This is a genomic window from Paraburkholderia piptadeniae (assembly GCF_900007165.1).
GTDB lineage: Bacteria > Pseudomonadota > Gammaproteobacteria > Burkholderiales > Burkholderiaceae > Paraburkholderia > Paraburkholderia piptadeniae.
Genome location: NZ_CYGY02000042.1, coordinates 34,629 through 57,144, shown reverse-complemented (window position 1 = coordinate 57,144; position 22,516 = coordinate 34,629). Strand labels below are relative to the sequence as shown.

The following is a 22,516-nucleotide window of genomic DNA, read 5'->3' as shown; positions in this document are numbered from 1 at the left end:
CATGCAAAACGTTACCAACGGAAATCTGTTGACCATCCGCAATCTCGCGGTCAACTTCAGCGGCATGCCCGCTGTCGATCGAATCAATCTCGACGTGGCGCCGGGCGAAGTGGTGGGCGTCGTCGGCGAATCGGGCTCCGGAAAGAGCGTGACGATGATGGCGCTGATGGGTCTCATCGACGCGCCGGGCATCGTCACTGCCGACGAAGTCACGTTCAACGGCAAGGACCTGCTGAACGCGACGCCGAAGGCGCGCCGCAAGATCATCGGCAAAGATGTGGCGATGGTGTTTCAGGACGCGCTGACGAGCCTGAACCCGAGCTACACCGTCGGCTATCAGATCAAGGAAGTGCTGAAGCTGCACGAAGGACTGCGCGGCGACGCGCTGCATAAGCGCGCGCTCGAACTGCTCGACCAGGTCGGCATTCCCGACGCGAAGAACCGCATTTCGACGTTCCCGCATCAGATGTCGGGCGGCATGAATCAGCGCGTGATGATCGCGATGGCTGTCGCATGCAACCCGAAGCTGCTGATCGCCGACGAGCCGACTACGGCACTCGACGTGACCATCCAGGCGCAGATCATGCAACTGCTGGTGCAGTTGCAGAAAGAGCGCGGCATGGCGCTCGTGCTGATTTCGCACGATCTGGCCGTGGTGTCGGAAGTCGCGCAGCGCGTGGCCGTGATGTACGCGGGCGAGATCATCGAAACGAACCGCGTGCCCGATATCTTCAGCGCGCCGCATCATCCGTACACGGAAGCGCTGCTGGCGGCGATTCCCGAGCACAACGTCGGCGCGGTGCGTCTTGCCGCGCTGCCGGGCATGGTGCCTGGGCGCGACGATCGCCCGAAAGGGTGTCTGTTCGCGCCGCGCTGCAAGTACGTCGTCGACGACTGCAACAAGGCAAGGCCCGCGCTGTCGTCATTGGCGGACCACGACGCCGCAACCCGGGTTCGCTGCATCAAGCCGCTGAACCTGGTTCGCGATGCCATTCAACACGGAGGCGCACGATGAATGCAGTACCCGAAACGCGGCGCCCCGACGACGGAGCCCGCAAGCCCGCAGGCGATCACGTGCTGGTCGCCGACAACCTCGCGCGCCACTATGACGTGAAGCGCGGCATGTTCGGCCACGGCACCGTGAAGGCGCTGAACGGCGTGTCGTTCCGGCTCGAACGCGGCAAGACGCTCGCCGTGGTCGGCGAATCCGGTTGCGGCAAGTCGACGCTTGCGCGTCAACTGACGATGATCGAATCGCCGACGTCCGGCCGTCTGCTGATCAACGGCGAGGACGTGGCGGGCGCGAATCACGAGAAGATCGCGCAACTGCGCCGCCGCGTGCAGATGGTGTTCCAGAACCCGTTCGCATCGCTGAATCCGCGCAAGACCGTCGAGCAGACGCTTAACGAGCCGCTCGCCATCAACACGCAGCTGAACGCGGTCGAACGCACGGAGCGCATCGCGCACATGATGCGCATCGTCGGCTTGCGGCCCGAGCATGCGAAGCGTTATCCGCATATGTTCTCGGGCGGCCAGCGTCAGCGCGTCGCGATTGCGCGCGCGATGATTCTCGATCCGCAGATCGTCGTCGCCGACGAGCCGGTTTCCGCGCTCGACGTGTCGATCCAGGCGCAGATCCTGAATCTGTTCATGGACCTGCAGGACGAGTTCAAGACCAGCTATGTGTTCATCTCGCACAACCTGTCGGTGGTCGAGCACATCGCGGACGACGTGATGGTGATGTACTTCGGCGGCATCGCGGAACTCGGCGACAAGCAGCGCATCTTCAGCAAGCCGCGGCATCCGTACACGCGGGCGCTGATGTCGGCGACGCCGTCGATCTTCGAAGCCGATCGCCGCATCCAGATCAAGCTGCAAGGCGAAATGCCTTCGCCGCTCAATCCGCCGTCGGGCTGCACGTTCCATCAGCGCTGCCCGTATGCGATCGAGCGTTGCCGCAAGGAAGAGCCGAAGCTGCGTGAAGTGGATGGCCGTCAGGTGTCGTGTCATCGCGCCGAAGAGGTGGGAGACGACACGAATGCATGATGGGGTGGCGGCGCGTCGTCTTGCGCGCCGTCACGCGCGTCGTTCGCATGTCGATCATGCGCGCGGCGCGCGCGCTGTGTCGATGCGGCGGCGGGCTGCGCACGTTGTCGCGTGCGCCATGCTCGCCGCCGCGCAGCTTTCGTTTCATTGGCTGGATGCCGTGATTGTTCCGGCGCACGCCGCGGGCGCTGCCGCGAATACGGCCGTCCAAGGCGCGCAGGCCAACCAGGCGGGGCGGCCCGCCGTCCCCGTGCCGGGTTCGCGCAATGCTTCGCAGCCGCGCGCGACGTTGCCCGGCTTCAATCCGCCGCCGTCGACCGCGAGCGGCACGACGGCAAGCGGCCCGGTGCGCGTGCAACCGGCGCGCATGCCTTTCTATGTCGCCACGCGCGGCACGACCACGATCTATCTGCTCGGCACGCTGCATGTCGGCGATCCGAACGACTATCCGTCCGGCCAGCCGTTCCGTCCGCCGATACTCGGCGCGCTCGCCGCATCGCCGACGCTCGCGCTCGAACTGTCGCCCGACGATCTGCTCGTCTCGCAGGACGATGTGTCGAAGTACGGCGTCTGCTCGTACCGATGCCTGCCGAAGCTGCTGCCCGAGCCGCTGTGGCACAAGCTTGCGATGCGCCTGCACGGCAATCCCGCCGCGCTCGACGAAATCAGAAAGATGCGGCCCTGGCTCGCAGCGCTGCTGGTGGAAACTTATGACTCGCTGAGCGCCGGCCTGCAAACCGAGTACGGCACCGAGGCGCAGTTGCAGAACGTCTATCTGAAGCAGAAGGGCAGGATCGTCGGACTGGAGACGCTCGCGGAACAGATGCGAGCGTTCACGGGGCTCACGCTCGCGCAGCAGCGCGAAATGCTCGCGCAGGATCTCGTGCAGACGCCCGCTGATAACGTCGCCGATGTGCGGACCTTGCACCGGCTATGGCGCGTCGGCGATGCCGATGCGATCGCCGCATGGGAAGCGGCGAAGTCGGAGAAGCTCGCGCGCGACAAGCGCATTTCCGCGCAGGTCGACAGCAAGATCCTGTTCGATCGCAACCGGCGCTTCGTCAACCGGATGCTGCTGATCGCCGCGCCGAACAAGCCCGTGTTCGTCGCGATCGGCGCGCTGCATCTGGGCGGTCCGAAGGGCGTGTTGCAGTTGCTTCGGCAGCGCGGCTTCGTCGTCGACGCTTACTGAGCCTGGCGTTGCGCGTGCATTCAGCACGCGGCGCAGGCGGTCCGTATTTCATGGAAAAGACCGCCTTGCCGTTTCGCTTCAGCCAGAGAGCTGCTGCTACAGGAACATCAGGAAGTTCAGCAGGAAAATGTTCACGACGAGCAGCGGCAGCGCCGTCAGTACCTGCACCTTGATCACCGCGTTCTTGTCAGGCAGTTCGAGCAGCGCGGCGGGCACGATGTTGAAGTTCGCGGCCATCGGCGTCATCAGCGTGCCGCAGTAGCCCGAGAACATGCCGATCGCAACCATCACGGCCGGGTTGCCATGGAACACGTTGACGAGAATCGGCACGCCGACGCCGCCCGTCATCACCGGAAAGGCCGCGAAGCCATTGCCCATCACCATCGTGAAGAGCGCCATGCCGATGCAGTAGACAGCCACCGCGATCAGCCGGTAGTCGAGGCTGATATAGGCCGTCGTCACGTGCGCAACCGCCTTGCCCACGCCCGCATCCGAGAACACGAGGCCGAGCATGCCGAGCATCTGCGGCAGCACGGCGGCCCAGGACAGCGCATCGACGAGACGGCGCGCTTCCTTCATCGACTGGCCGACGGTGTCGCGCGTCATCATGCACGCGAACGCGAGCGCGATCACGCAGCCGATGCCGAAGCCGATCAACGTGACGTTTTTCTGCTCGATCAGCGGCGTGCCGCCGAACACCAGATGGCTCGCACCGAGCGTGATGATCACCGTGACGACGGGAATCGTCAGCGCGGGGAAGAAGAGCTTGTTGCCGAGACGCGTGGCGCTCGCCTTGCGCGCGGCCTCCGACAGCACCTTGGGCTTGCCCGCCGTCACGCCGCCGAAGCCGGCGATCAGCGCCATCGCGATCACGAGCGCGCCGACGAGTTCGACAGGCAGCTTGTCGCCGACGAGAAAGATCACCGCATAGATGATCCAGAAGCCGCCCGCCGTGAAGCGGCGCGGATGTTCCTTGTCGGTGACGATCATGCCGCCGATCACGAGCAGCACGATGCCGACCAGCCAGAACAGATAGTTGATGGTGAGTGTCATGCTTCGTCCCCGGTTGTCGCGCGCGTAGCCGATTGAGTGGCGTGCTTGCCTGCCGCGTTGTTGTCGTTGGTGTTCGTGCCCGCTTGCGATGCCGCGTTGCCGCGTAGTTCGCGCTCGAGCTTGCGGTCAAGCAGATAGAGCCGGAAGCCGTGAATCAGAAACGCGCTGACGGCCGTCGGGATGCCCCACACGGCGACGTGCATCGGCTCGACGGTGATGCCCGCTTCCTTCAGGAACGTGACCATCAGCACGATCGCGCCGAACGCGACGAAGATGTCTTCGCCGAAGAAGAGGCCCACGTTGTCCGTTGCCGCCGCGAACGCGCGCAGCTTGTAGCGCACCGCGTCGCTGAACTTGCCGAAGCGCGTTTCCGTCGCGCCTTCGGCCATCGGCGCGATCAGCGGACGCACCATCTGCGGATGGCCGCCGAGACCCGTCAGGCCGACGGCAGCCGTCAGTTCCCGCACGAGCAGATAGACGATCAGCAGGCGCCCGGCCGTCGCGGCCTTGATGCTCGCGATCCACGTCTGCGCGCGCTCGCGCAGCCCATGCCGTTCGAGCAGGCCGATCACCGCGAGCGGCAACAGGATGATGAGCGGGATATTGCGCGTCTTGATGAAGCCACTGCCGATCGCAGCGAGAATCTTGTCGGGCGGAAAATGCGCGGCGATGGCGGTGATGACTGCGGCGGCGGCCACGATCAGCATCGGGTTGAAGCGCAATACGAACCCGACGATGATGACGGCAACTCCTATGAGCGGCCACAGGTTAACGGTTGACTGCATCTGGATCTCCTGATGTGGGTCCTGCGTTGGGACACCGCACGTGGCGGCGAACTCTCGTGACTCCGGGCCATGTCGGCGCGGATGCCCTCTTTGCCGTGCGGCTCTTCGATGGCCGCCTGGCTGACTGCCTGTCGTTGCTGCGGGTACTGCCCGGCTGCTGCCGAACTTCTCGTGCTTCAAAAAATCGCCGGCAACCGTTGCCGTTGCGTTCTGGCAAACGCCCCGCGAAGAGCGGGGCGTCGGTTGCTGACAGGTGCATGCGGTACGCGTGCCGGAATCAGACGCGCGCCGCACTGGCCGCGTGCACGCCGATGCCCGCCGCTTCGAGCGCCGCGCGGATGCGGCGCGCGAACGCGAGCGCATGCGGACCGTCGCCGTGCAGGCAGATCGTCTGCGCGTTGATGGCCACCCACTCGCCGCTGACGGCTTTCACGCGCTGCTCGCGCACCATCGTCAGCGTGCGCTCGAGCACTTCGTCTTCGTCATCGAGCAGCGCGCCTGGCTCCTTGCGCGGCACGAGCGAACCGTCGGCGCGATAGCCGCGATCGGCGAACACTTCCTCGATGGCGACGAGCCCCGCGTTGCGCGCTGCCGTCACGAGCCCGCTGTTTGCAAGCGCGAACACGGCGACGGACGGATCGAAGTCGTGCACGGCGGAAACGATCGCATCGGCGATCTTCGGGTCGCGCGCGGCCTGGTTGTAGAGCGCGCCGTGCGGTTTCACGTGCGCGATGCGTCCGCCCTCGGCCTGCGCGATCGCCGACAGCGCGCCGAGCTGATACAGCACGCCCGCGTAGATTTCGCTGGCGGGCAGGTCCATTTCCTTGCGGCCGAAGTTCTCCGGATCGTTGAAGCTCGGATGCGCGCCGATCGACACGCCTTTCTGCACCGCCCAGCGCACGCAGTCGCGCATCGCGTTGGGTCCGCCCGCGTGCCAGCCGCACGCGATATTTGCCGAGCTGACGAGATCGAGCAGCGCTTCGTCGGAGCCACATCCTTCGCCGAGGTCGGCGTTCAAGTCGATTTCCATGATGTCCTCTTGGTTAGGCCACTGCGGACGCGATAAGCCGCGCGCAGCGTTCTTCATGCATGCCGATTGCGGCATCGATCTGTCGCAAGTACTTGCGTTCTTCGATCAGCGCCTGGCGGGCTTCATAAGGCGTCGCCGGAATGAAGCGCACCGCGCCGTTCAGGCGCACCTGCGCGAGCTTCCACAAATCCGCGTGAATCACGGCGCCGATCTTCGGATAGCCGCCCGTTGTCTGTGCATCGCTCATCAGGATGATCGGCTGGCCGTTCGGCGGCACCTGGATCGTGCCGGGCATCACCGCGTGCGACAGCAGATCGGTCTTCTGCGTGCGCTTCAGTTCGCTGCCCGACAGCCGGTAGCCCATGCGGTTGCTGTTCGGCGTGACGAGCCACTCCTCGTTCCAGAAAGCCTTTTGCGCATCGGCAGTGAAGCTGTCGTACTCGGGGCCGGGCAGCACGCGGATGGGCGGCGCCCACGCGACGCCCGACGGATGACGGCCGCGCCGCACGGGCTCGTCGACGAGCACGAACTTGCACCACGCGGGCGCCTTCACGCCGAACTCGGGCGCGTCGGGCGAGAAGCCCGAGCCGGCGGCCGCGCGCGGCGCGCCGACAGGCAGGCGGTCGCCGTCGCGCAGCGCGCGGCCGCCGAGCCCGCCGAAACCGGCTTGCAGATCGGTGCTGCGCGAGCCGAGCATCGGCAGCACGTCGATGCCGCCCGCTATGCATACGTAGCCGCGCATCCCGCGCTTCGCCGTGTTCAACGTCAGTTCCTGGCCGGCCTTGACGGGCAGGCTCCACCACGAATAGACAGGCTTGCCGTCGAGCGTCGCGCCGAACTCGGTGCCCGTGATCGCGACGCGCGCCGGACGCAGAAAGCGCAGCACGGTCGGACCGAACGTGATTTCGAGCCCGGCGGCATCGGGCCGGTTGCCGACCAGCCGGTTGCCCACTTCGAGTGCCAGCCGGTCGAGCGCGCCACCCATCGCGACGCCGAGATGCCGGTGGCCGTGCCGCCCGAGATCCTGGATCGTCGTCAGCAAACCCGCGCGTATCACGTCGATCATGGATGCAGCCCTGCGATGGTGAAGCGGACGCGATCGCCCGGTTGGAGAAGGGTCGGCGGATTGCGCGACGGGTCAAAGAGTTTGAGCGACGTGCGGCCGATCAGTTGCCAGCCGCCCGGCGACGTCGCCGGATAGATGCCCGTCTGCGCACCGCCGATGCCGACCGAGCCGGCGGGCACCTCGAGACGCGGCTCGGCGCGGCGCGGCGTGTGCAGCGCGTCTTCGAGCCCGCCCATGTACGCGAAGCCGGGCTGAAAGCCGAGAAAGAACACGATGTACTTGCCGCCCGCATGCCGCTCGACGACTTCCTTCACCGAAAGCCCCGTGTGATCGGCCACGGCCTTCAGATCGGGGCCGTACTCGCCGCCGTACTGGACGGGAATCTCCACGTCGCGGCCGGCGGCGGGCGCATCGCTTGCGCGCTCCCAGGCGGCCTTGAGCTTCGCGCTCAGATCGTCGGGATCGGCTTCGAGCGGATCGAAGATCACCGTGAGGTTGTTCATCCCTGGCACCACTTCAAGCACGTGCGGCCAGTCGCGCGCGGCCTGCGCGGCCGCCCAGACGCGGCGCTGGCAATCGAGCGTGGCAGGCGGCGGCGCCTCGCAGACGAGCGCGATATCGCCGAACGGAAAGATGCGGGGTTCAGTCATCGAAATCCTGGATTGGGTCGAGAGCAGCCGATTCGTCGGATGATGTCCGCTGCCCCTCGCGACGGGTAGCGTACATTCTCAATAAAATATCGACAATTTATCAATAAGAGATCTCCCCAGGCTCGCCCGGATGTGAGCGAAGTCGTACACTCCCATCAACCATCACGCTAAAAAAACACCATGGCGCGTCATCCGACCAAAATCGTCTCATCGGAACATCTTGTTTCCGAGTTCAGTGCGGAACTGTCCGAACTGGAATATGGGCTGATCATGGCGAGCAACGCGTTCAACCGCTGGATGGTTCGTTGTATGGCGGCGGCCGGTGACAAGGACATGACGGCCATCGAGGTGTCACTGCTGCATCACGTAAGTCATCGCGAGCGGCGCAAGAAGATTGCCGATATCTGCTTCGTGCTGAACATCGAGGACACGCACGTCGCGACCTATGCGCTCAAGAAGCTCGTAGCTAGAGGGTATGTAAAAAGCGAAAAGACCGGCAAGGAGGTGTTCTTTTCCGCTACGCAGGCGGGACGCGATCTGTGCATGAAGTATCGCGAGGTGCGTGAGAACTGTCTGATCGCTACGCTTAAGGAAAGCGGCCTCACCAATGAACAGATCGGCGAGGCCGCACAATTGATGCGCAACGCGTCGGGCATCTACGACACGGCCGCGCGCGCGGCCGCATCGCTTTGAGGCTGTCTACGAAATAGCGATCGCGCGCTCAGGTCTCTTTTGGATACCACGCGGCATCGGTGACGATCGCATCGAGCGGAATGTCGTGTGCTTCGTGCTGCAGCGTTTCCGTACGACATGCTTCATACGCAATGCCCACTGTGGTGGGCACTTTCCCGGCGTCGCGAAACATCGCGAGCGTGCGGTCGTAATAGCCGCCGCCATAGCCGAGCCGATAACCGTCCGCATCGAAACCGACGCACGGCACGAACAAAAGGTCGGGCGCGATCGCTTCGCCCGAGGTCGGTTCATGGATGCGATGTGCGCCGAGTTGCATCTGCATGTCCGGCGTCCACACATGGAACTCGAGCGGCTTTTCGCGGCCCGTGATGACGGGCAGACTCGCCCGGCGCGTGGCGTCGGTCGCGAGCCAGATTGCGATCGCGGCACGTATGTCGAACTCGCCCGACAGCGGCCAGTACAACCCTACGCTCTTCGGCGCAAAGCGCTTCAACGCATCAAGCACGCGACGGTTCAGTGCATCGTTGATCCCTGGCCCGCGAGCCGCATGCAGACGCGCTTCGAGAAGCGTTGTACGCAGTTCCTTTTTCGATTTTGCGCCGAGGTTGCATGCTATGCTTGAGTTCAATTCGCGCTCCAGAAATAACGATGTCCAAACGCCTCTTCCGAGTATATCGCGCGGCCAGTCTGGCGCTCGCCGCGGCGGCACTCGTCGCGTGCAGCACGGCTTCCGCCGTCAGGCCCATTCAGCTTTCCCCACCCAACAACGACGACCAGATTTTCATGCAATTGCGCGAGGCCGCGCGCAATAACGATGCTGGCCGCGCCGCGCAACTCGCGGCGATGATTCCGGATTACCCGGCGCCTTCGTATCTCGAGTACTTCCAGTTGAAGCCGCAACTGTTCGACAACCAGGGACATCCGCGCATCGATGCGGCCGATGCGCCCGTGCTGTCGTTCCTGCAACGCTACGACGGCCAGGCGATCGCGGACCGCATGCGCAACGACTACCTCGTCGTGCTCGGCGCGCGCCACGACTGGCCCAACTTCGACCAGCAATACGCGCGCTTCGTTCTCGACGACGACACGCAGGTGAAGTGCTACGCGCTCGAATCGCGTGCGGCGAAAGGCGAGAACGTCGTCGACGCGGCGCGCGCACTGCTGGTCGAGCCGCGCAACTATGGCGACGGATGCGTCGATCTGATCACCGCGCTCGCGATCAACCAGCAGTTCAGCAGCGACGACGTCTGGCAGCAGATCCGTCTCGCGTACGAGCAGAATCAGACGAACACGGGCGCGAAGCTAGTCGATGCGCTCGGCAACAACCGTCCCGATCCGACGCTCTTCGATCAGGCCGCGAGCACACCGCCGCTTCTGCTCGCGCGCGGCGTCGGCCCCGATCCGCAGGCGCATCAGCTCGCGTTGCTCGCGATCACGCGCATGGCTCGCAACGATCCGGCGATGGCAGCCGCGACGTTCGGTTCGGTCGCGCCGTCGCTGACTACGCCTGAACGCGCGATCGGCTGGGGCACGATTGCCTATCAGGCGGCCGCGAAGCAGATGCCTGGCGCCGTCGACTGGTATCGCCTGTCGGCGAATGCGCCGCTGTCGAATCCCGCGTACGAATGGCGCACGCGTGTGGCGCTCGTTGCAGGCGACTGGACAATGGTGCGCTGGTCGATCGAACAGATGCCGCCATCGCTGCGCAGCCAGCCCGCGTGGGTCTACTGGCATGCGCGCGCGCTGAAGCAGGCAGGTGACGTGACCACGGCGAACCAGGAATTCGAGTCGATCGCACAGGGCTACAACTTCTACGGTCAGCTTGCAGCCGAAGAACTCGGCCAGAAGATCATCGTGCCGCCGAAGACGGCGGTCTCGGATACCGAAGTCGAACAGGCGGGCAAGACACCGGGCTTCGCGCTTGCTCAGAAGTTCTATTCGCTGAATCTGCGTCTGGAAGGCAACCGCGAATGGAACTGGCCGCTGCGCAACATGAACGACCGTCAGCTGATCGCGGCCGCCGAGTACGCGCGCCGTATCGAGCTCTACGACCGCGCAGTGAACACGGCCGATCGCACGAAGAGCGAGCACGATTTCTCGCTGCGCTTTCTGTCGCCGTTCCGCGATATCGTCGAGCGCGATGCGCAGTCGAACGGGCTCGATGTCGAATGGGCATATGGTCTGATCCGTCAGGAGTCGCGCTTCATCATGAACGCGCGCTCGGATGTCGGCGCAAGCGGTTTGATGCAGCTGATGCCGGGCACCGCGCAACTGGTCGCGAAGAAAATCGGCCTCGGTCCGATTTCGCGCGCGCAGATGAACGACATCAACACGAATATCCTGCTCGGCACGAACTATCTGTCGATGATCTACAATGAATTCGACGGGTCCGCCGTGCTGGCCACAGCCGGCTACAACGCCGGTCCGGGCCGTCCGCGCAACTGGCGCGCGTCGTTGCAGCACGGAGTCGAAGGCGCGATTTTCGCGGAAGCCATCCCGTTCCAGGAGACGCGCGACTACGTGAAGAACGTGCTGTCCAACACGGTCTACTATGCAGCGTTGTTCGAAGGCCGTCCGCAATCGCTGAAGGCGCGTCTGGGTTACATCTCACCCTTGCAATGACGGTGCGCCAGGCCGCCGCCGCGTGACACGCACACGCAGCGGCGCCCGACCTTCAGCCGTTGCCGCGGCTTCCTTCAGGGAGTCGAAAATGCGACATCAAACCATCGCGATCATCGGCGGTTCCGGCTTCATCGGCAGTCACCTCGTCAACGCGCTCGTCGAACTCGGCAAGACGGTGCGCATCGCCACCCGTCGCCGCTATAACGCGCGGCATCTCACGCTGCTTCCCATCGACGTGGTCGAAGTGGATGTGTTCGATCCCATCCAGCTTGCGCGCTTCGTCGAGGGCGCGGATGCCGTGATCAATCTCGTCGGCGTGCTGCATGGTCATCGCGGCGATCCGTATGGCCCCGAGTTCGCGAAGGCGCACGTCGAGCTGCCGACGAAGATCGTGTCCGCATGCGAAGGCAAGGGCGTGCATCGGCTGATCCATGTCAGCGCGATCGGCGCCGACCCGCGTGGACCGAGCATGTATCTGCGCTCGAAGGGCGATGGCGAGCGCGCGATTCACGCGTCGTCGATGCTCGCGTCGACGATCTTCCGCCCGTCCGTCGTGTTCGGTCCCGAAGACCAGTTTCTCAACAAGTTCGCGTTCCTGCAGCGCGTATTCCCGGTGATTCCGCTTGCGAAGGCCGAGGCGCGCTTTCAGCCGATCTTCGTCGGCGATGTCGCGAAGGCGATCGTCAACGTGCTGGATCTCGACGCATCGACAGGCCGCACATACGAACTCGGCGGGCCGTCCGTCTATACGCTCGAAGCGCTCGTCGACTACTGCGGCTCGGTGATCGGCAAGCATGCGCGCATCATCCGTTTGCCCGATTCGCTTGCGCGGCTTCAGGCGCTGTCGTTCGAACTCGCGCCGGGCGAGCCCGTCATCTCGCGCGACAATCTCGACTCGATGAAAATCGATGCCGTGCTGAGCGCGCCGCTCGCGCCCGAACTCGATATCGAACCGGCCAGCATCGAAACGATCGCGCCCGTGTATCTGACGGGTTCATCGTTCCGCTCGCGCTTCAACACGTTCCGCGAGAGCGCGGGCCGTTGAGCCCACAAACCCGTCGTTCCCTTCAACTTCACTTCTCGCAAAGCATGAAACTCGTTATCGGTGACAAGAACTATTCGTCGTGGTCGATGCGGCCGTGGCTCGTGCTCACGCACTTCGGCATTCCGTTCGAAGAGGTGAGGATTCCATTGGCCGAAGATCAGACGCAAGCGGCCATCCTTGCGCATTCGCCTTCGGGCAGAGTGCCGTGCCTCATCACCGACGATGACATCACCGTGTGGGACTCGCTCGCGATCTGCGAGACGCTGGCCGAGCGCTATCCGCAGCACGCGATGTGGCCGCGCGACGCCGCCGCGCGCGGGCGCGCGCGCAGCATCAGTGCCGAGATGCATTCGGGTTTCGGCGATCTGCGCTCGAACATGTGGATGAACATTCGCGCGTCGTTCCCCGGCAAGGGCGCGACGCCGGGCGCACTCGCCGACGTTGCGCGCATCGATGCGATCTGGAGCGAGTGTCTCGAAACGTACGGCGGCCCGTTCCTGTTCGGCGACTTCAGCATTGCCGATGCGATGTACGCGCCTGTCGTGATGCGCTTCAACACGTGGCAGCCGAAGCTCTCGGAGGCTGCGGCCGCTTACGCACGCCGCGTGACGGAGCAGCCCGCCGTGAAAGCGTGGATCGGCGATGCCTTGCGCGAAGGACATGACATCGCCAAGTACGACATCTGCGCATGAATATCTACGCAGTAGGCGGCGCGATCCGCGACGAGCTGCTCGGCATGCCCGTTCAGGATCGCGATTACGTCGTGGTCGGCGCGACGCCCGAGCAGATGATCGCGAAGGGCTTTCGCCCGGTTGGCAAGGATTTCCCCGTTTTCCTGCATCCGGACACGCATGAGGAATACGCGCTCGCGCGCACCGAGCGCAAGACGTCGGCGGGCTATCACGGCTTCCAGTTTTTCTACGCGCCCGACGTGACGCTCGAAGAGGATCTCGCGCGGCGCGATCTCACCGTCAACGCGATGGCCCGCGAAGTGACCCCGGACGGCGATCTGACGGGCTCGGTGATCGATCCGTTCGGCGGCCAGACCGACCTGAAGAACCGCGTGTTCCGGCATGTCAGCGACGCGTTTCTCGAAGACCCGGTGCGCATTCTGCGCGTCGCGCGTTTCTCGGCGCGCTTTGCCGATTTCACCATCGCGCAGGAGACGATGGCGCTGATGCGCAAGATGGTCGAGGCGGGCGAAGTCGACGCGCTGGTGCCCGAGCGCGTGTGGCAGGAAGTCTCGCGCGGTCTGATGGAGAAGAAGCCTTCGCGGATGTTCGACGTGCTGCGCGAATCCGGCGCGCTCGCGCGCATTCTTCCCGAGATCGACGCGCTGTACGGCGTGCCGCAACGCGCCGACTATCACCCGGAAGTGGATACGGGCGTGCACGTGATGATGGTCGTCGATCACGCCGCTGCGCAGAACTACGCGCTGACGGTGCGCTTTGCCGCGCTCACGCACGATCTCGGCAAGGCGACCACGCCCGAAGATGTTCTGCCTCGTCACATCGGCCACGAAGGGCGCACCGTCGATCTGCTCAAGCCGTTGTGCGAACGTCTGCGCGTGCCGAACGAATGCCGCGATCTTGCGCTGCTGGTCGCGCGAGAGCACGGCACTATTCATCGCGTGATGGAGACGAAGTCGGCGGGGCTTGTGCGGCTATTCGAGCGTTGCGACGCGCTGCGCAAGCCCGCGCGTTTCGCGGAAGCCTTGCAGGCGTGCGAAGCCGACGCGCGCGGCCGGCTCGGGTTCGAGGCAGCGGCCTATCCGCAGGCCGAGCGCTTGCGCGAGGCGCTCGTCGCCGCGCGCTCGGTCGATGCGGGCGCGGTTGCGAGCGCGTATGCGGACGACCCCGCGAAGATCAAGGAGGCCGTGCATCGCGAGCGCGTGCGCGCGGTGGCGAAAGCGTTGGACGAAGCGTCCTCGGAAGACGCGTGAATCAAAGCAGCCGGGCGATCAGCGACAGCAGCATCGACAGCACCAGCGTCGACATAAACGGAAACGGATACTCCTTTCCGAACAGCCGCAGCGTGATGTCGCCCGGCATCCTGCCGATGCCGAGCTTGCGCAGCCACGGCCAGCACGCCGACAGCACGGCCACGGCGACGAACGTGGTGAGCAGCCAGCGGATCATCGTGTTTGCCTCACAGCGTGTGCGAACGATCGCCGCGCGCGAACGCATCGAGTGTGCCGTCGATGCCGCGCGAAAACGCGATCACCTTGAAGAGCTCGCCCATTTCGGCCTCCGATAGCAGCTTCTGTACGGCGTTCGCGGCGGGCAGGAAGTTGGGAATGTCGGACGGATCGATCGCGCTCAATGCTTCCGTGATGCCTGCGTTCATCAGGAAGCGCGCCTGCGACGTATAGCCGAGCAGATCCGCGCCCGCATCGGCGCCCGCCTCGGCGATGCCCGTGAATTCGACGTGCGACGTGATGTCCTGCAAGCCCGGATAGAGAAACGGATCGCCGTGTGCGCGGTGCCGGTAATGGCACATCAGCGTGCCCTGCGTGCGCTGCGCGTGATAGTACTCGTGACGCGGAAAGCCGTAGTCGATCAGAATCGCCGCGCCGCGCGTGAGCATCGTGCAGACGGTGCGCGTGAAGGCGAGCGCGGCTTCGTGCGTCTCGGTCACATACTCGCCATCGCCGTCGATTTCCAGATCGCGCAGGAACGCGGCATCGTGTGTCGATTGAAGGGCACGGTCTGCGAAGCGCAACGCGCCGTTTTCGAACGCGACGCCACGTTCGCGCCACTGTCCGCCGCTGCGCGCGAACAGCCGCACGGGCATCGCGTCGAGCACTTCGTTGCCCACCACCACGCCTTCGAACTGCTCCGGCAACGCGTCGAGCCAGCGCACGCGCGAGGCCATCGCGGGCGCGTGCGCTTCGATCGTCTCCCGCTGACGCTCGCGCAATTCGCCCGACAGATCGACGATCGAATAGCTGTCGAACTGCGCGCCAAGCTCCGAAAGCGCATTGAGCAAGCCGGACGCCAGCTTGCCCGTGCCCGCGCCGAACTCCATCACGTGACGCGTGCCGCTCGCTTCGAGCGCTTGCGCGACGGGCCGCGCGAGCGTTTCGGCGAAGAGCGGCGACAGTTCCGGCGCCGTCACGAAGTCGCTGCCGTCCTCGGCGCGGCGGCCGAACTTGATTGCGCCGCCGCTGTAGTAGCCCAGTCCCGGCGCGTACAGCGCGCGCTCCATGTAGCGATCGAACGGCATCCAGCCGCCGTTCGCGTCGATCTCCGCGCGAATCCGCGAAACGAGCGCTTCCGACTGCGCGAGCGCGGTCGGGCCGGGAGCAGGTAAACTATCGGGTTGGTGAGCTTTCGGATTCATCCTTGCATTGTAAATGACCGCCTCGAACGACACTTCCGCCGCCAACGCCCGACGCGAGCGCGTCGTCCTCGTCACGGGCGCCTCGCACCGGATCGGCCGGGGGCTGGCCGTCGGCTTTGCGGCGGCGGGCTGGGACGTGGCGGTGCACTACGGCTCGTCGAAGGCGAAAGCCGACGACGTGGTCGCGGAAATCGCCGCGCTGGGCCGGCGCGCCGTCGCGCTGAGGGCGGATCTGTCCGTCGAGGCGGAAGTCGAGCGGCTGGTGCCCGATTGCATCGCGTCGCTCGGGCGTCCGTCGTGCATCGTGAACAACGCGTCGCTGTTCGACGAGGACACCGCGCTCGACATCGGCTACGCGAAGTTGCTGCATCTGACGTCGATCAACGTCGGCGCGCCGCTCGTGCTAGCGCGGATGCTGCACGAAGTCACGCCCGAGGCGGCGCGGCAAGACGAGTCGCTGCGTAGTGCCGTCATCAACGTGCTCGACCAGAAGCTGTACAACATGAATCCGGATTACCTGTCGTACACGGTGTCGAAAGCCGCGCTCGGCACCGCGACCGTCGCGCTCGCGCAGGCGCTGGCGCCGAAGGTGCGCGTCGTCGGCCTCGCGCCCGGCCTCACGCTGCAATCCGGCGATCAGACGCCGGAGAGCTTCGAGGCCGCGCACAAGGTCACGCCGCTCGGCCGTGCGTCGCGCATCGAGGATATCGTCGCGGCCGCGCTGTATCTCGCGGATGCGCGGGGCGTCACGGGTACGACGCTGGTCGTCGACGGCGGCCAGCATCTCGTGCCGCTGCCGCGCGATGTGATGTTTTTGACGGGCGCCTGACCGGGAGGTCGCGCCCCACCGGCGCGCCGCAATGCGCGCCCAATTGCAACTGCGTGCGTGCCCGCACGCGCCCTTTTGTACTGGAACGAACATGTCTGCCGCCTTGCTTCATCCCCGGCTCGCTGATTGCCGCCGGCTCTTTCTGCGCAACTACGAGGTGCACATCAACATCGGCGTGCACGAATTCGAAAAGCGCGGCGAGCAGCGCGTGGTGATCAACGTCGAACTGTTCGTGCCGCTCGCGCAGTCGACGCCCGTCGAAGACAAGCTGCGCGAAGTCGTCGACTACGACTTCATGCGCGCAACGATTGCACAGCGCGTGAGCCAGGGGCATATCCATCTGCAGGAAACGCTCTGCGATGACCTGGTCAAGGTGCTGCTCGCGCATCCGCAGGTCCGCGCCGTGCGCCTTTCGACGGAAAAGCCCGATGTTTATTCCGACTGCGATGCCGTGGGCGTCGAAGTTTTCCAGATCAAAGAGGACTGAGCGATGAACGCTCCCGAAACGTTGACGGGCGTCGACGCGAACGACGCCGGAGCCGAAGCGGCAGCCGCCGAGCGCAAGCACGCGCTCACGCGCCGCGAGCAGAAAGAAGCGTACGAGAACAACAAGCTGTTCAAGCGGCTCGCGCGCCAGGTCGGCCAGGCAATCGGCGACTTCAACATGATCGAGCACGGCGACAAGGTGATGGTGTGCCTGTCGGGCGGCAAGGACAGCTATGCGATGCTCGACATCCTGATGCGTCTGCGCGAGCGCGCGCCGATCGACTTCGAGATCGTCGCCGTGAATCTCGACCAGAAGCAGCCGAGCTTTCCGGAACACGTGCTGCCCGAGTACCTGGGCAAGCTTGACATCCCGTTTCATATCGAGAATCAGGACACGTACAGCATCGTCAAGCGTCTGGTGCCCGAGGGCAAGACGACCTGCTCGCTGTGCTCGCGTCTGCGGCGCGGCATTCTGTATCGCGTGGCGGGCGAGCTCGGCGCAACCAAGATCGCGCTCGGCCATCATCGCGACGACATCCTGCAGACGCTGCTGCTGAACCTGTTCTACGGCGGCAAGCTGAAGGGCATGCCGCCCAAGCTGCAATCGGACGACGGCAAGAACGTCGTGATCCGTCCCCTCGCGTATGTGAAGGAAACGGACCTCGAAAAATACGCGGAATTGCGCGAATTCCCGATCATTCCGTGCAATCTCTGCGGCAGCCAGCCCAATCTGAAGCGCGCGGAAATGAAGGCGCTGATCCGCGAGTGGGACAAGCGTTTCCCGGGCCGCGTCGACAACATGTTCAATGCGCTGTCGAATGTGGTCCCGTCGCACTTGATGGACCACAAGCTGTTCCCGTTCACGAATCTGCGCGCGACGGGCGAAGCCGATCCGCAAGGCGATATCGCGTTCGACGAAGAGCCGTGCTCCACCGATTCCGCGCCGGATGGCACGCAACAAAGCGCGTCGCAGACGATCTCATTCGTGCAATTCGACGATCTCTGACAGATCGCCCGATTCCCCGCAAAGCCTTTCAGCACCGGCATTTGCGGGGAATTGTCGGTCTGCCTGGGAACGTAGCCGTCATGCGCAGCGTGCTAGAATCGCCCACTCCAAACTCGTCATAGATGCCCACGTCATGAATATCGTGATTCTGGCGGCAGGCACTGGCAAGCGCATGCGTTCCGCGTTGCCGAAGGTGCTACATCCCCTGGCCGGTCGGCCGCTTCTCGCTCATGTCATCGATACCGCCCGCACGCTGAATCCGACGCGCCTCGTCGTCGTGGTCGGTCACGGCGCGGAACAGGTCCGCACGGCCGTCGCGGCGACCGATGTGCAATTCGCGTTGCAGGAACAGCAGCTCGGCACTGGGCACGCGGTGCAGCAGGCTTTGCCGCTGCTCGATCCGTCGCAGCCGACGCTCGTGCTGTACGGCGATGTGCCCCTCACGAAAGCCGGCACGCTCAAGCGTCTGACCGATAGCGCAGGCCACGACGGCTACGGTGTGCTCACGGTGACGCTCGACGATCCCACCGGCTACGGCCGCATCGTGCGCGATGCGAACGGCAAGGTCGAGCGCATCGTCGAACAGAAGGACGCGACGCCGGAGCAGCAGAAGATCGCCGAGATCAACACGGGCATCGTCGTGATGCCGACAAAGCGCCTCGACGGCTGGCTGTCATCGCTGAAGAACGACAACGCGCAAGGCGAGTTCTATCTGACCGACGTGGTCGAGCTGGCGATCGAAGCGGGCATCGATGTCGTTACCGCGCAACCGGACGAGGAGTGGGAAACGCTCGGTGTCAACAGCAAGCAGCAGCTCGCCGAACTCGAGCGCATCCATCAGCGCAACGTCGCGGACGAACTGCTCGTCGCGGGCGTGACGATTGCGGACCCGGCGCGCATCGACGTGCGCGGCTCGCTCAAATGCGGCCGCGATGTGTCGATCGACGTGAATTGCGTGTTCGAAGGCGAGGTCACGCTGGCCGATAACGTGTCGATCGGGCCGAACTGCGTGATCCGTAACGCGAGCATCGGCGCGAGCACGCGCGTCGATGCCTATACGCACATCGAAGGCGCGCAGATCGGCGCGCAGGTCGTGCTCGGTCCGTACGCGCGTCTGCGTCCGGGCGCGGCGCTGTCGGACGAGACGCACGTCGGCAACTTCGTCGAAGTAAAGAACGCGGTGCTGGGGCACGGGTCGAAGGCGAATCACCTGTCGTATATCGGCGATTCGGATGTCGGCGCGCGCGTGAATATCGGTGCGGGCACGATCACCTGCAACTACGACGGCGCGAACAAATTTCGCACGATCATCGAAGACGACGTGTTCGTCGGCTCGGATACGCAACTCGTGGCGCCCGTGCGCGTCGGCCGCGGCGTGACGATCGCGGCGGGCACGACAGTGTGGAAGGACGTCGAAGAAGGTCTTCTCGTGCTCAACGAGAAGACCCAGGTGGGCAAGAAGGGTTACGTGCGCCCGACGAAGAAGAAAAGCTGAAGGAAGCCGCGCGTGAAGTGCGCAGCGGACCCTAACTCTGCAAAGGATCATTGATTATGTGCGGCATTGTCGGCGCGGTAGCGCAGCGAAACATCGTTTCTGTTCTGATCGAAGGATTGCGTCGCCTCGAATATCGCGGCTATGACTCATGCGGCGTCGCGGTGCTCGCGGGCGGCGAGCCGAAGCGCGCGCGCAGCGTGGCGCGCGTCGCGGATCTCGACGAACAGGTGCGCGAGACGCGCCTCGAAGGCGTGACGGGTATCGCGCACACGCGCTGGGCGACGCACGGCGCGCCCGTCACCGACAACGCCCACCCGATCTTCTCGCGCAACGAACTCGCGATCGTCCACAACGGCATCATCGAGAACTACGAGACGCTGCGCGACATGCTGCGCGGCAAGGGCTACGAGTTCATCTCGCAGACGGACACGGAAGTGATCGCGCATCTGATCCAAAGCCTATATAGCGGCGATCTGTTCGCGGCCGTGCGCGAAGCGACGGGGCACCTGCATGGCGCCTACGCGATCGCCGTGCTGCACAAGAGCCAGCCGGATACGGTGGTGGGCGCGCGCCAGGGTTCGCCGCTCGTCGTCGGCCTCGGTGAAGGTGAGAACTTCCTCGCGTCGGATGCACTTGCGCTCGCGGGCAGCACCGATCGCTTCATGTTCCTCGAAGAAGGCGACGTCTGCGAACTGACGCTCGAAAAGGTCCGCGTGTTCGATCGCGACGGCAAGCCGGCCGCGCGCGATGTGCGCCAGGTCGCGGCATACGGCGGCGCGGTTGAGCTTGGCCCGTATCGTCATTTCATGCAGAAGGAAATATTCGAGCAGCCCCGCGCGATCTCGGACACGATCCCGCAATCCGACGTGTTCGATGCGTCGCTGTTCGGCGAAACGGCCCCGAAGGCGTTTGCCGAAATCGACAGCCTGCTGATTCTCGCGTGCGGCACGAGCTACTACTCGGGCCTGACGGCGAAGTACTGGCTCGAATCGATCGCGAAGATTCCGACGCAGGTCGAGATCGCGAGCGAGTACCGTTATCGCGATTCGGTGCCGAATCCGAAGTCGCTCGTCGTCGTGATTTCGCAATCGGGCGAGACGGCCGACACGATCGCGGCGCTCAAGCACGCGCAATCGCTGGGGCACAAGCACACGCTGTCGGTGTGCAACGTCGCCACGAGCGCGATGGTGCGTATGACGGAGCTGTCGTTCCTCACGCACGCGGGCCGCGAGATCGGCGTCGCGTCGACGAAGGCTTTCACGACGCAGCTCGTCGCGCTGTTCGTGCTCGCCGCGACGCTCGGCAAGATGCGTGGCAACATCAGCGCGAAGCAGGAAGCGGACTACATCCGCCAGCTGCGCCATTTGCCCGCGGCGCTCAACAGCGTGCTCGCGCTGGAGCCGCAGATCATCGCGTGGTCGGAAGAGTTCTCGCGCAAGGAGAACGCGCTGTTCCTCGGCCGTGGCCTGCATTATCCGATCGCGCTGGAAGGCGCGCTGAAGCTCAAGGAAATCTCGTACATCCATGCGGAGGCGTATCCGGCGGGCGAACTGAAGCACGGGCCGCTGGCGCTCGTCACGGAGGCGATGCCCGTCGTGACGGTCGCGCCGAACGACGCGCTGCTCGAAAAGCTCAAGTCGAACATCCAGGAAGTGCGCGCGCGCGGCGGTCAGCTGTATGTGTTCGCCGATGCCGATACGAAGATCGTCAACGACGAAGGGCTGCACGTGATTCGCATGCCGGAGCACTACGGCTTGCTGTCGCCGATTCTGCACGTCGTGCCGCTGCAGTTGCTCGCGTATCACACGGCGTGCTCGCGCGGGACGGACGTGGACAAGCCGCGCAATCTCGCGAAATCCGTCACGGTGGAGTGAGGCTGTTCGCTCTGCAGTGATGTTGTTGTCGTGCAAGCGTTCCCGATACGGCGCCATGTTGGCGGGCGTATCCGGAACGCCTCGAATTCAAGCTCTCCCTTCCTCCATTGCCTGACGTTCCCTCGCGAACGCTCAAGGCTTCGCCGCGCTGGCCAGCACGCACGGCATCGGTATTCGCACCCCGCCGGCGCTTTCATATCGCGCAGCCCCTTCGCCGATCGTCTTCTCGATCAAGTCCAGCGCCTCTGGCGTCTGCGCATTCAGGATCGCGGAAATGCGCACGCCGCCTCGCCTCACCATGTCGAATAGCGCGCCCGGCGCGCGCGCATGCAAGGTCAGCCCGATTTCCTGCACACGCGGATCGAGAAAGCCTGCCTCGACGAGCACGCGCTTGCATTCGTCCCAGTCGCTGAACCGGAAGAAGGGCGGCCCTGGCGGCAACTGAACATCCATCCGGCCATGCGCCTCGATGGCATTCAGCACGATCGCGAAACCGGCCGCCTTGTCGGGCGTCGCCCAATTCGTGAAGCCGACCTTGCCACCGGGCCGCAGCACCCTGAATGCCTCCAGAAGCGCCTTCTCGGGATTCGAGAAGTGCAGCATCCCGAAGTTGATGCCGACGGCGTCGACACACTCGTCGGGAAACGGCAGGTCTTCCGCACTGCCGATGCGGAACGTCAGCGCGGGATAGATGCGCCGTGCCTGATCGACCATCGACTCGGCAAAGTCGACGCCGACGGCATCGGCGCCGCGCTGCGCGGCCGCCGCAGCGAGATAGCCGGGGCCCGATGCGACGTCGAGGAAGCGGACGCCGCGCCGGACGTCCAGCGCGTCGAGCAACGGACCGTGGGACTGAATGGTCAAGTTACCGAAATACGTGTGATAAGGCTGCGCGGCCCGTTCCCAGCCTCGATGTTCGAAGGCGCCGAATTCGCTTTCTTCCATGTCGGTTTCTCCAGACGCATTATGGCGTTCATGACGATAGCGAGCGATGCCTGTTCACGGCAACGGCTTCATCCCGTCGCCGCGATTTCGCGCGATGAATTCCGTTATAGGCCCCTCGCGCGAGAGTGCAACGATCAATCGACGAACGGTGTGAATCCACGCGGGCCCGACATCCGGATGTCCACACGATGCTCTGGACAACATGGGGATATCGCGGAGGCGATTGCTGTGGGCGGATTCTGGGTAAACTCGCCGCGCGTTCAAACACCGCAAAAGTTATCCAAGGCTGCCGCCACGCGTCCCACGTTTATTCGCACGGGTATCCGTTTCGCAATCGATTGAAAGCCATGCGGATTT

22 protein-coding genes are annotated in these 22,516 nt (G+C 64.6%); 13 read left to right on the top strand and 9 right to left on the bottom strand.

What is annotated here, in order from left to right; translation table 11 throughout:
- The first annotated feature begins 1 nt into the window (after window position 1).
- The 3 genes from BN2476_RS21920 to BN2476_RS21910 are packed head-to-tail and all read left to right on the top strand — an operon-like array spanning window position 2 to window position 3,238.
- Window positions 2-1,015 carry an ABC transporter ATP-binding protein gene (locus BN2476_RS21920; protein ID WP_087736264.1) on the top strand — a complete coding sequence of 338 codons (1,014 nt, stop codon included), beginning with the start codon at window positions 2-4 and terminating at the stop codon, window positions 1,013-1,015.
- The gene (locus BN2476_RS21915) at window positions 1,012-2,046 is read left to right on the top strand and encodes a peptide ABC transporter ATP-binding protein (RefSeq protein ID WP_087736263.1); all 1,035 of its coding nucleotides are present in this window, start codon (window positions 1,012-1,014) and stop codon (window positions 2,044-2,046) included. Before BN2476_RS21920 ends, BN2476_RS21915 begins: the two co-directional genes overlap by 4 nt.
- Window positions 2,039-3,238 carry a TraB/GumN family protein gene (locus BN2476_RS21910; protein WP_087736262.1) on the top strand — a complete coding sequence of 400 codons (1,200 nt, stop codon included), beginning with the start codon at window positions 2,039-2,041 and terminating at the stop codon, window positions 3,236-3,238. The genes BN2476_RS21915 and BN2476_RS21910 overlap by 8 nt, the downstream gene beginning before the upstream one ends.
- A gap of 96 nt (window positions 3,239-3,334) precedes the next feature.
- Here the strand turns inward: BN2476_RS21910 and BN2476_RS21905 are convergent, their stop codons facing one another.
- From BN2476_RS21905 to pxpB, 5 genes are all read right to left on the bottom strand, one after another.
- Window positions 3,335-4,291: a DUF979 domain-containing protein gene (locus tag BN2476_RS21905; protein WP_087736261.1), complete on the bottom strand. Its 957-nt coding sequence runs from the start codon at window positions 4,289-4,291 to the stop codon at window positions 3,335-3,337.
- Complete coding sequence (locus BN2476_RS21900) at window positions 4,288-5,076, bottom strand: DUF969 domain-containing protein (protein ID WP_087736260.1); 789 nt, start codon at window positions 5,074-5,076, stop codon at window positions 4,288-4,290. The genes BN2476_RS21905 and BN2476_RS21900 overlap by 4 nt, the downstream gene beginning before the upstream one ends.
- Before the next feature lie 277 nt (window positions 5,077-5,353).
- Entirely contained in the window at window positions 5,354-6,106 is a 753-nt protein-coding gene (gene pxpA, locus BN2476_RS21895) for a 5-oxoprolinase subunit PxpA (RefSeq protein WP_087736259.1), read from the bottom strand.
- Window positions 6,107-6,119: 13 nt separating this feature from the next.
- Window positions 6,120-7,172: a 5-oxoprolinase subunit C family protein gene (locus BN2476_RS21890; protein WP_087736258.1), complete on the bottom strand. Its 1,053-nt coding sequence runs from the start codon at window positions 7,170-7,172 to the stop codon at window positions 6,120-6,122.
- Entirely contained in the window at window positions 7,169-7,822 is a 654-nt protein-coding gene (gene pxpB, locus BN2476_RS21885; RefSeq protein ID WP_087736257.1) for a 5-oxoprolinase subunit PxpB, read from the bottom strand. The genes BN2476_RS21890 and pxpB overlap by 4 nt, the downstream gene beginning before the upstream one ends.
- Window positions 7,823-8,002: 180 nt before the next feature.
- Between pxpB and BN2476_RS21880 the strand changes: the two genes are divergently transcribed.
- On the top strand, window positions 8,003-8,515 hold the full coding sequence (locus BN2476_RS21880) for a winged helix DNA-binding protein (protein WP_087736256.1): 513 nt from the start codon (window positions 8,003-8,005) through the stop codon (window positions 8,513-8,515).
- Between the two features lie 28 nt (window positions 8,516-8,543).
- Here the strand turns inward: BN2476_RS21880 and BN2476_RS21875 are convergent, their stop codons facing one another.
- Window positions 8,544-9,143, bottom strand: a complete 600-nt coding sequence (locus tag BN2476_RS21875; RefSeq protein ID WP_087736255.1) for a 5-formyltetrahydrofolate cyclo-ligase — start codon at window positions 9,141-9,143, stop codon at window positions 8,544-8,546.
- A 20-nt stretch (window positions 9,144-9,163) separates the two neighbouring features.
- Here BN2476_RS21875 and BN2476_RS21870 point away from each other — a divergent pair, with 20 nt between their 5' ends.
- The 4 genes from BN2476_RS21870 (at window position 9,164) to BN2476_RS21855 (ending at window position 14,124) form a co-directional block, all read left to right on the top strand.
- On the top strand, window positions 9,164-11,137 hold the full coding sequence (locus BN2476_RS21870) for a lytic transglycosylase domain-containing protein (RefSeq protein ID WP_087736254.1): 1,974 nt from the start codon (window positions 9,164-9,166) through the stop codon (window positions 11,135-11,137).
- Between the two features lie 88 nt (window positions 11,138-11,225).
- On the top strand, window positions 11,226-12,182 hold the full coding sequence (locus BN2476_RS21865) for a complex I NDUFA9 subunit family protein (RefSeq protein ID WP_087736253.1): 957 nt from the start codon (window positions 11,226-11,228) through the stop codon (window positions 12,180-12,182).
- A 44-nt stretch (window positions 12,183-12,226) separates the two neighbouring features.
- On the top strand, window positions 12,227-12,874 hold the full coding sequence (locus tag BN2476_RS21860; protein WP_087736252.1) for a glutathione S-transferase family protein: 648 nt from the start codon (window positions 12,227-12,229) through the stop codon (window positions 12,872-12,874).
- Entirely contained in the window at window positions 12,871-14,124 is a 1,254-nt protein-coding gene (locus BN2476_RS21855) for a multifunctional CCA addition/repair protein (RefSeq protein WP_087736251.1), read from the top strand. Before BN2476_RS21860 ends, BN2476_RS21855 begins: the two co-directional genes overlap by 4 nt.
- A 1-nt stretch (window position 14,125) precedes the next feature.
- Here BN2476_RS21855 and BN2476_RS21850 read toward each other — a convergent pair whose 3' ends face one another.
- Together BN2476_RS21850 and BN2476_RS21845 are read right to left on the bottom strand one after the other, a co-directional pair.
- A complete protein-coding gene (locus BN2476_RS21850; RefSeq protein ID WP_087736336.1) occupies window positions 14,126-14,320 on the bottom strand; it encodes a DUF2905 domain-containing protein in 195 nt (64 codons plus the stop codon).
- 10 nt (window positions 14,321-14,330) lie between these two features.
- Entirely contained in the window at window positions 14,331-15,524 is a 1,194-nt protein-coding gene (locus BN2476_RS21845; protein ID WP_087736250.1) for a class I SAM-dependent methyltransferase, read from the bottom strand.
- 13 nt (window positions 15,525-15,537) lie between these two features.
- Here BN2476_RS21845 and BN2476_RS21840 point away from each other — a divergent pair, with 13 nt between their 5' ends.
- From BN2476_RS21840 to glmS, 5 genes are all read left to right on the top strand, one after another.
- Complete coding sequence (locus BN2476_RS21840; protein WP_087736249.1) at window positions 15,538-16,353, top strand: SDR family oxidoreductase; 816 nt, start codon at window positions 15,538-15,540, stop codon at window positions 16,351-16,353.
- Window positions 16,354-16,444: 91 nt separating this feature from the next.
- Window positions 16,445-16,840, top strand: a complete 396-nt coding sequence (locus BN2476_RS21835; protein ID WP_087736248.1) for a dihydroneopterin aldolase — start codon at window positions 16,445-16,447, stop codon at window positions 16,838-16,840.
- 3 nt (window positions 16,841-16,843) lie between these two features.
- Entirely contained in the window at window positions 16,844-17,845 is a 1,002-nt protein-coding gene (ttcA, locus tag BN2476_RS21830; protein WP_087736247.1) for a tRNA 2-thiocytidine(32) synthetase TtcA, read from the top strand.
- Window positions 17,846-17,978: 133 nt separating this feature from the next.
- Window positions 17,979-19,340, top strand: coding sequence for a bifunctional UDP-N-acetylglucosamine diphosphorylase/glucosamine-1-phosphate N-acetyltransferase GlmU (gene glmU / locus BN2476_RS21825; RefSeq protein ID WP_087736246.1), 1,362 nt, complete (start codon window positions 17,979-17,981; stop codon window positions 19,338-19,340).
- 56 nt (window positions 19,341-19,396) lie between these two features.
- Window positions 19,397-21,214 carry a glutamine--fructose-6-phosphate transaminase (isomerizing) gene (glmS, locus tag BN2476_RS21820; protein WP_087736245.1) on the top strand — a complete coding sequence of 606 codons (1,818 nt, stop codon included), beginning with the start codon at window positions 19,397-19,399 and terminating at the stop codon, window positions 21,212-21,214.
- Between the two features lie 132 nt (window positions 21,215-21,346).
- Here glmS and BN2476_RS21815 read toward each other — a convergent pair whose 3' ends face one another.
- Window positions 21,347-22,159, bottom strand: coding sequence for a class I SAM-dependent methyltransferase (locus BN2476_RS21815; protein WP_087736244.1), 813 nt, complete (start codon window positions 22,157-22,159; stop codon window positions 21,347-21,349).
- Window positions 22,160-22,516 lie beyond the last annotated feature (357 nt).

Bases quoted from the DNA above. Each gene is read 5' to 3' on its own strand.
- BN2476_RS21870 (WP_087736254.1), top strand. From the start codon at position 9,164: ATGTCCAAACGCCTCTTCCGAGTATATCGCGCGGCCAGTCTGGCGCTC.
- BN2476_RS21880 (WP_087736256.1), top strand. From the start codon at position 8,003: ATGGCGCGTCATCCGACCAAAATCGTCTCATCGGAACATCTTGTTTCC.
- BN2476_RS21835 (WP_087736248.1), top strand. From the start codon at position 16,445: ATGTCTGCCGCCTTGCTTCATCCCCGGCTCGCTGATTGCCGCCGGCTC.
- BN2476_RS21855 (WP_087736251.1), top strand. From the start codon at position 12,871: ATGAATATCTACGCAGTAGGCGGCGCGATCCGCGACGAGCTGCTCGGC.
- BN2476_RS21920 (WP_087736264.1), top strand. From the start codon at position 2: ATGCAAAACGTTACCAACGGAAATCTGTTGACCATCCGCAATCTCGCG.
- pxpB (WP_087736257.1), bottom strand. From the start codon at position 7,822: ATGACTGAACCCCGCATCTTTCCGTTCGGCGATATCGCGCTCGTCTGC.
- BN2476_RS21910 (WP_087736262.1), top strand. From the start codon at position 2,039: ATGCATGATGGGGTGGCGGCGCGTCGTCTTGCGCGCCGTCACGCGCGT.
- BN2476_RS21840 (WP_087736249.1), top strand. From the start codon at position 15,538: ATGACCGCCTCGAACGACACTTCCGCCGCCAACGCCCGACGCGAGCGC.
- BN2476_RS21905 (WP_087736261.1), bottom strand. From the start codon at position 4,291: ATGACACTCACCATCAACTATCTGTTCTGGCTGGTCGGCATCGTGCTG.
- BN2476_RS21890 (WP_087736258.1), bottom strand. From the start codon at position 7,172: ATGATCGACGTGATACGCGCGGGTTTGCTGACGACGATCCAGGATCTC.
- BN2476_RS21845 (WP_087736250.1), bottom strand. From the start codon at position 15,524: ATGAATCCGAAAGCTCACCAACCCGATAGTTTACCTGCTCCCGGCCCG.
- BN2476_RS21860 (WP_087736252.1), top strand. From the start codon at position 12,227: ATGAAACTCGTTATCGGTGACAAGAACTATTCGTCGTGGTCGATGCGG.
- BN2476_RS21815 (WP_087736244.1), bottom strand. From the start codon at position 22,159: ATGGAAGAAAGCGAATTCGGCGCCTTCGAACATCGAGGCTGGGAACGG.
- ttcA (WP_087736247.1), top strand. From the start codon at position 16,844: ATGAACGCTCCCGAAACGTTGACGGGCGTCGACGCGAACGACGCCGGA.
- pxpA (WP_087736259.1), bottom strand. From the start codon at position 6,106: ATGGAAATCGACTTGAACGCCGACCTCGGCGAAGGATGTGGCTCCGAC.
- glmU (WP_087736246.1), top strand. From the start codon at position 17,979: ATGAATATCGTGATTCTGGCGGCAGGCACTGGCAAGCGCATGCGTTCC.
- glmS (WP_087736245.1), top strand. From the start codon at position 19,397: ATGTGCGGCATTGTCGGCGCGGTAGCGCAGCGAAACATCGTTTCTGTT.
- BN2476_RS21915 (WP_087736263.1), top strand. From the start codon at position 1,012: ATGAATGCAGTACCCGAAACGCGGCGCCCCGACGACGGAGCCCGCAAG.
- BN2476_RS21850 (WP_087736336.1), bottom strand. From the start codon at position 14,320: ATGATCCGCTGGCTGCTCACCACGTTCGTCGCCGTGGCCGTGCTGTCG.
- BN2476_RS21865 (WP_087736253.1), top strand. From the start codon at position 11,226: ATGCGACATCAAACCATCGCGATCATCGGCGGTTCCGGCTTCATCGGC.
- BN2476_RS21900 (WP_087736260.1), bottom strand. From the start codon at position 5,076: ATGCAGTCAACCGTTAACCTGTGGCCGCTCATAGGAGTTGCCGTCATC.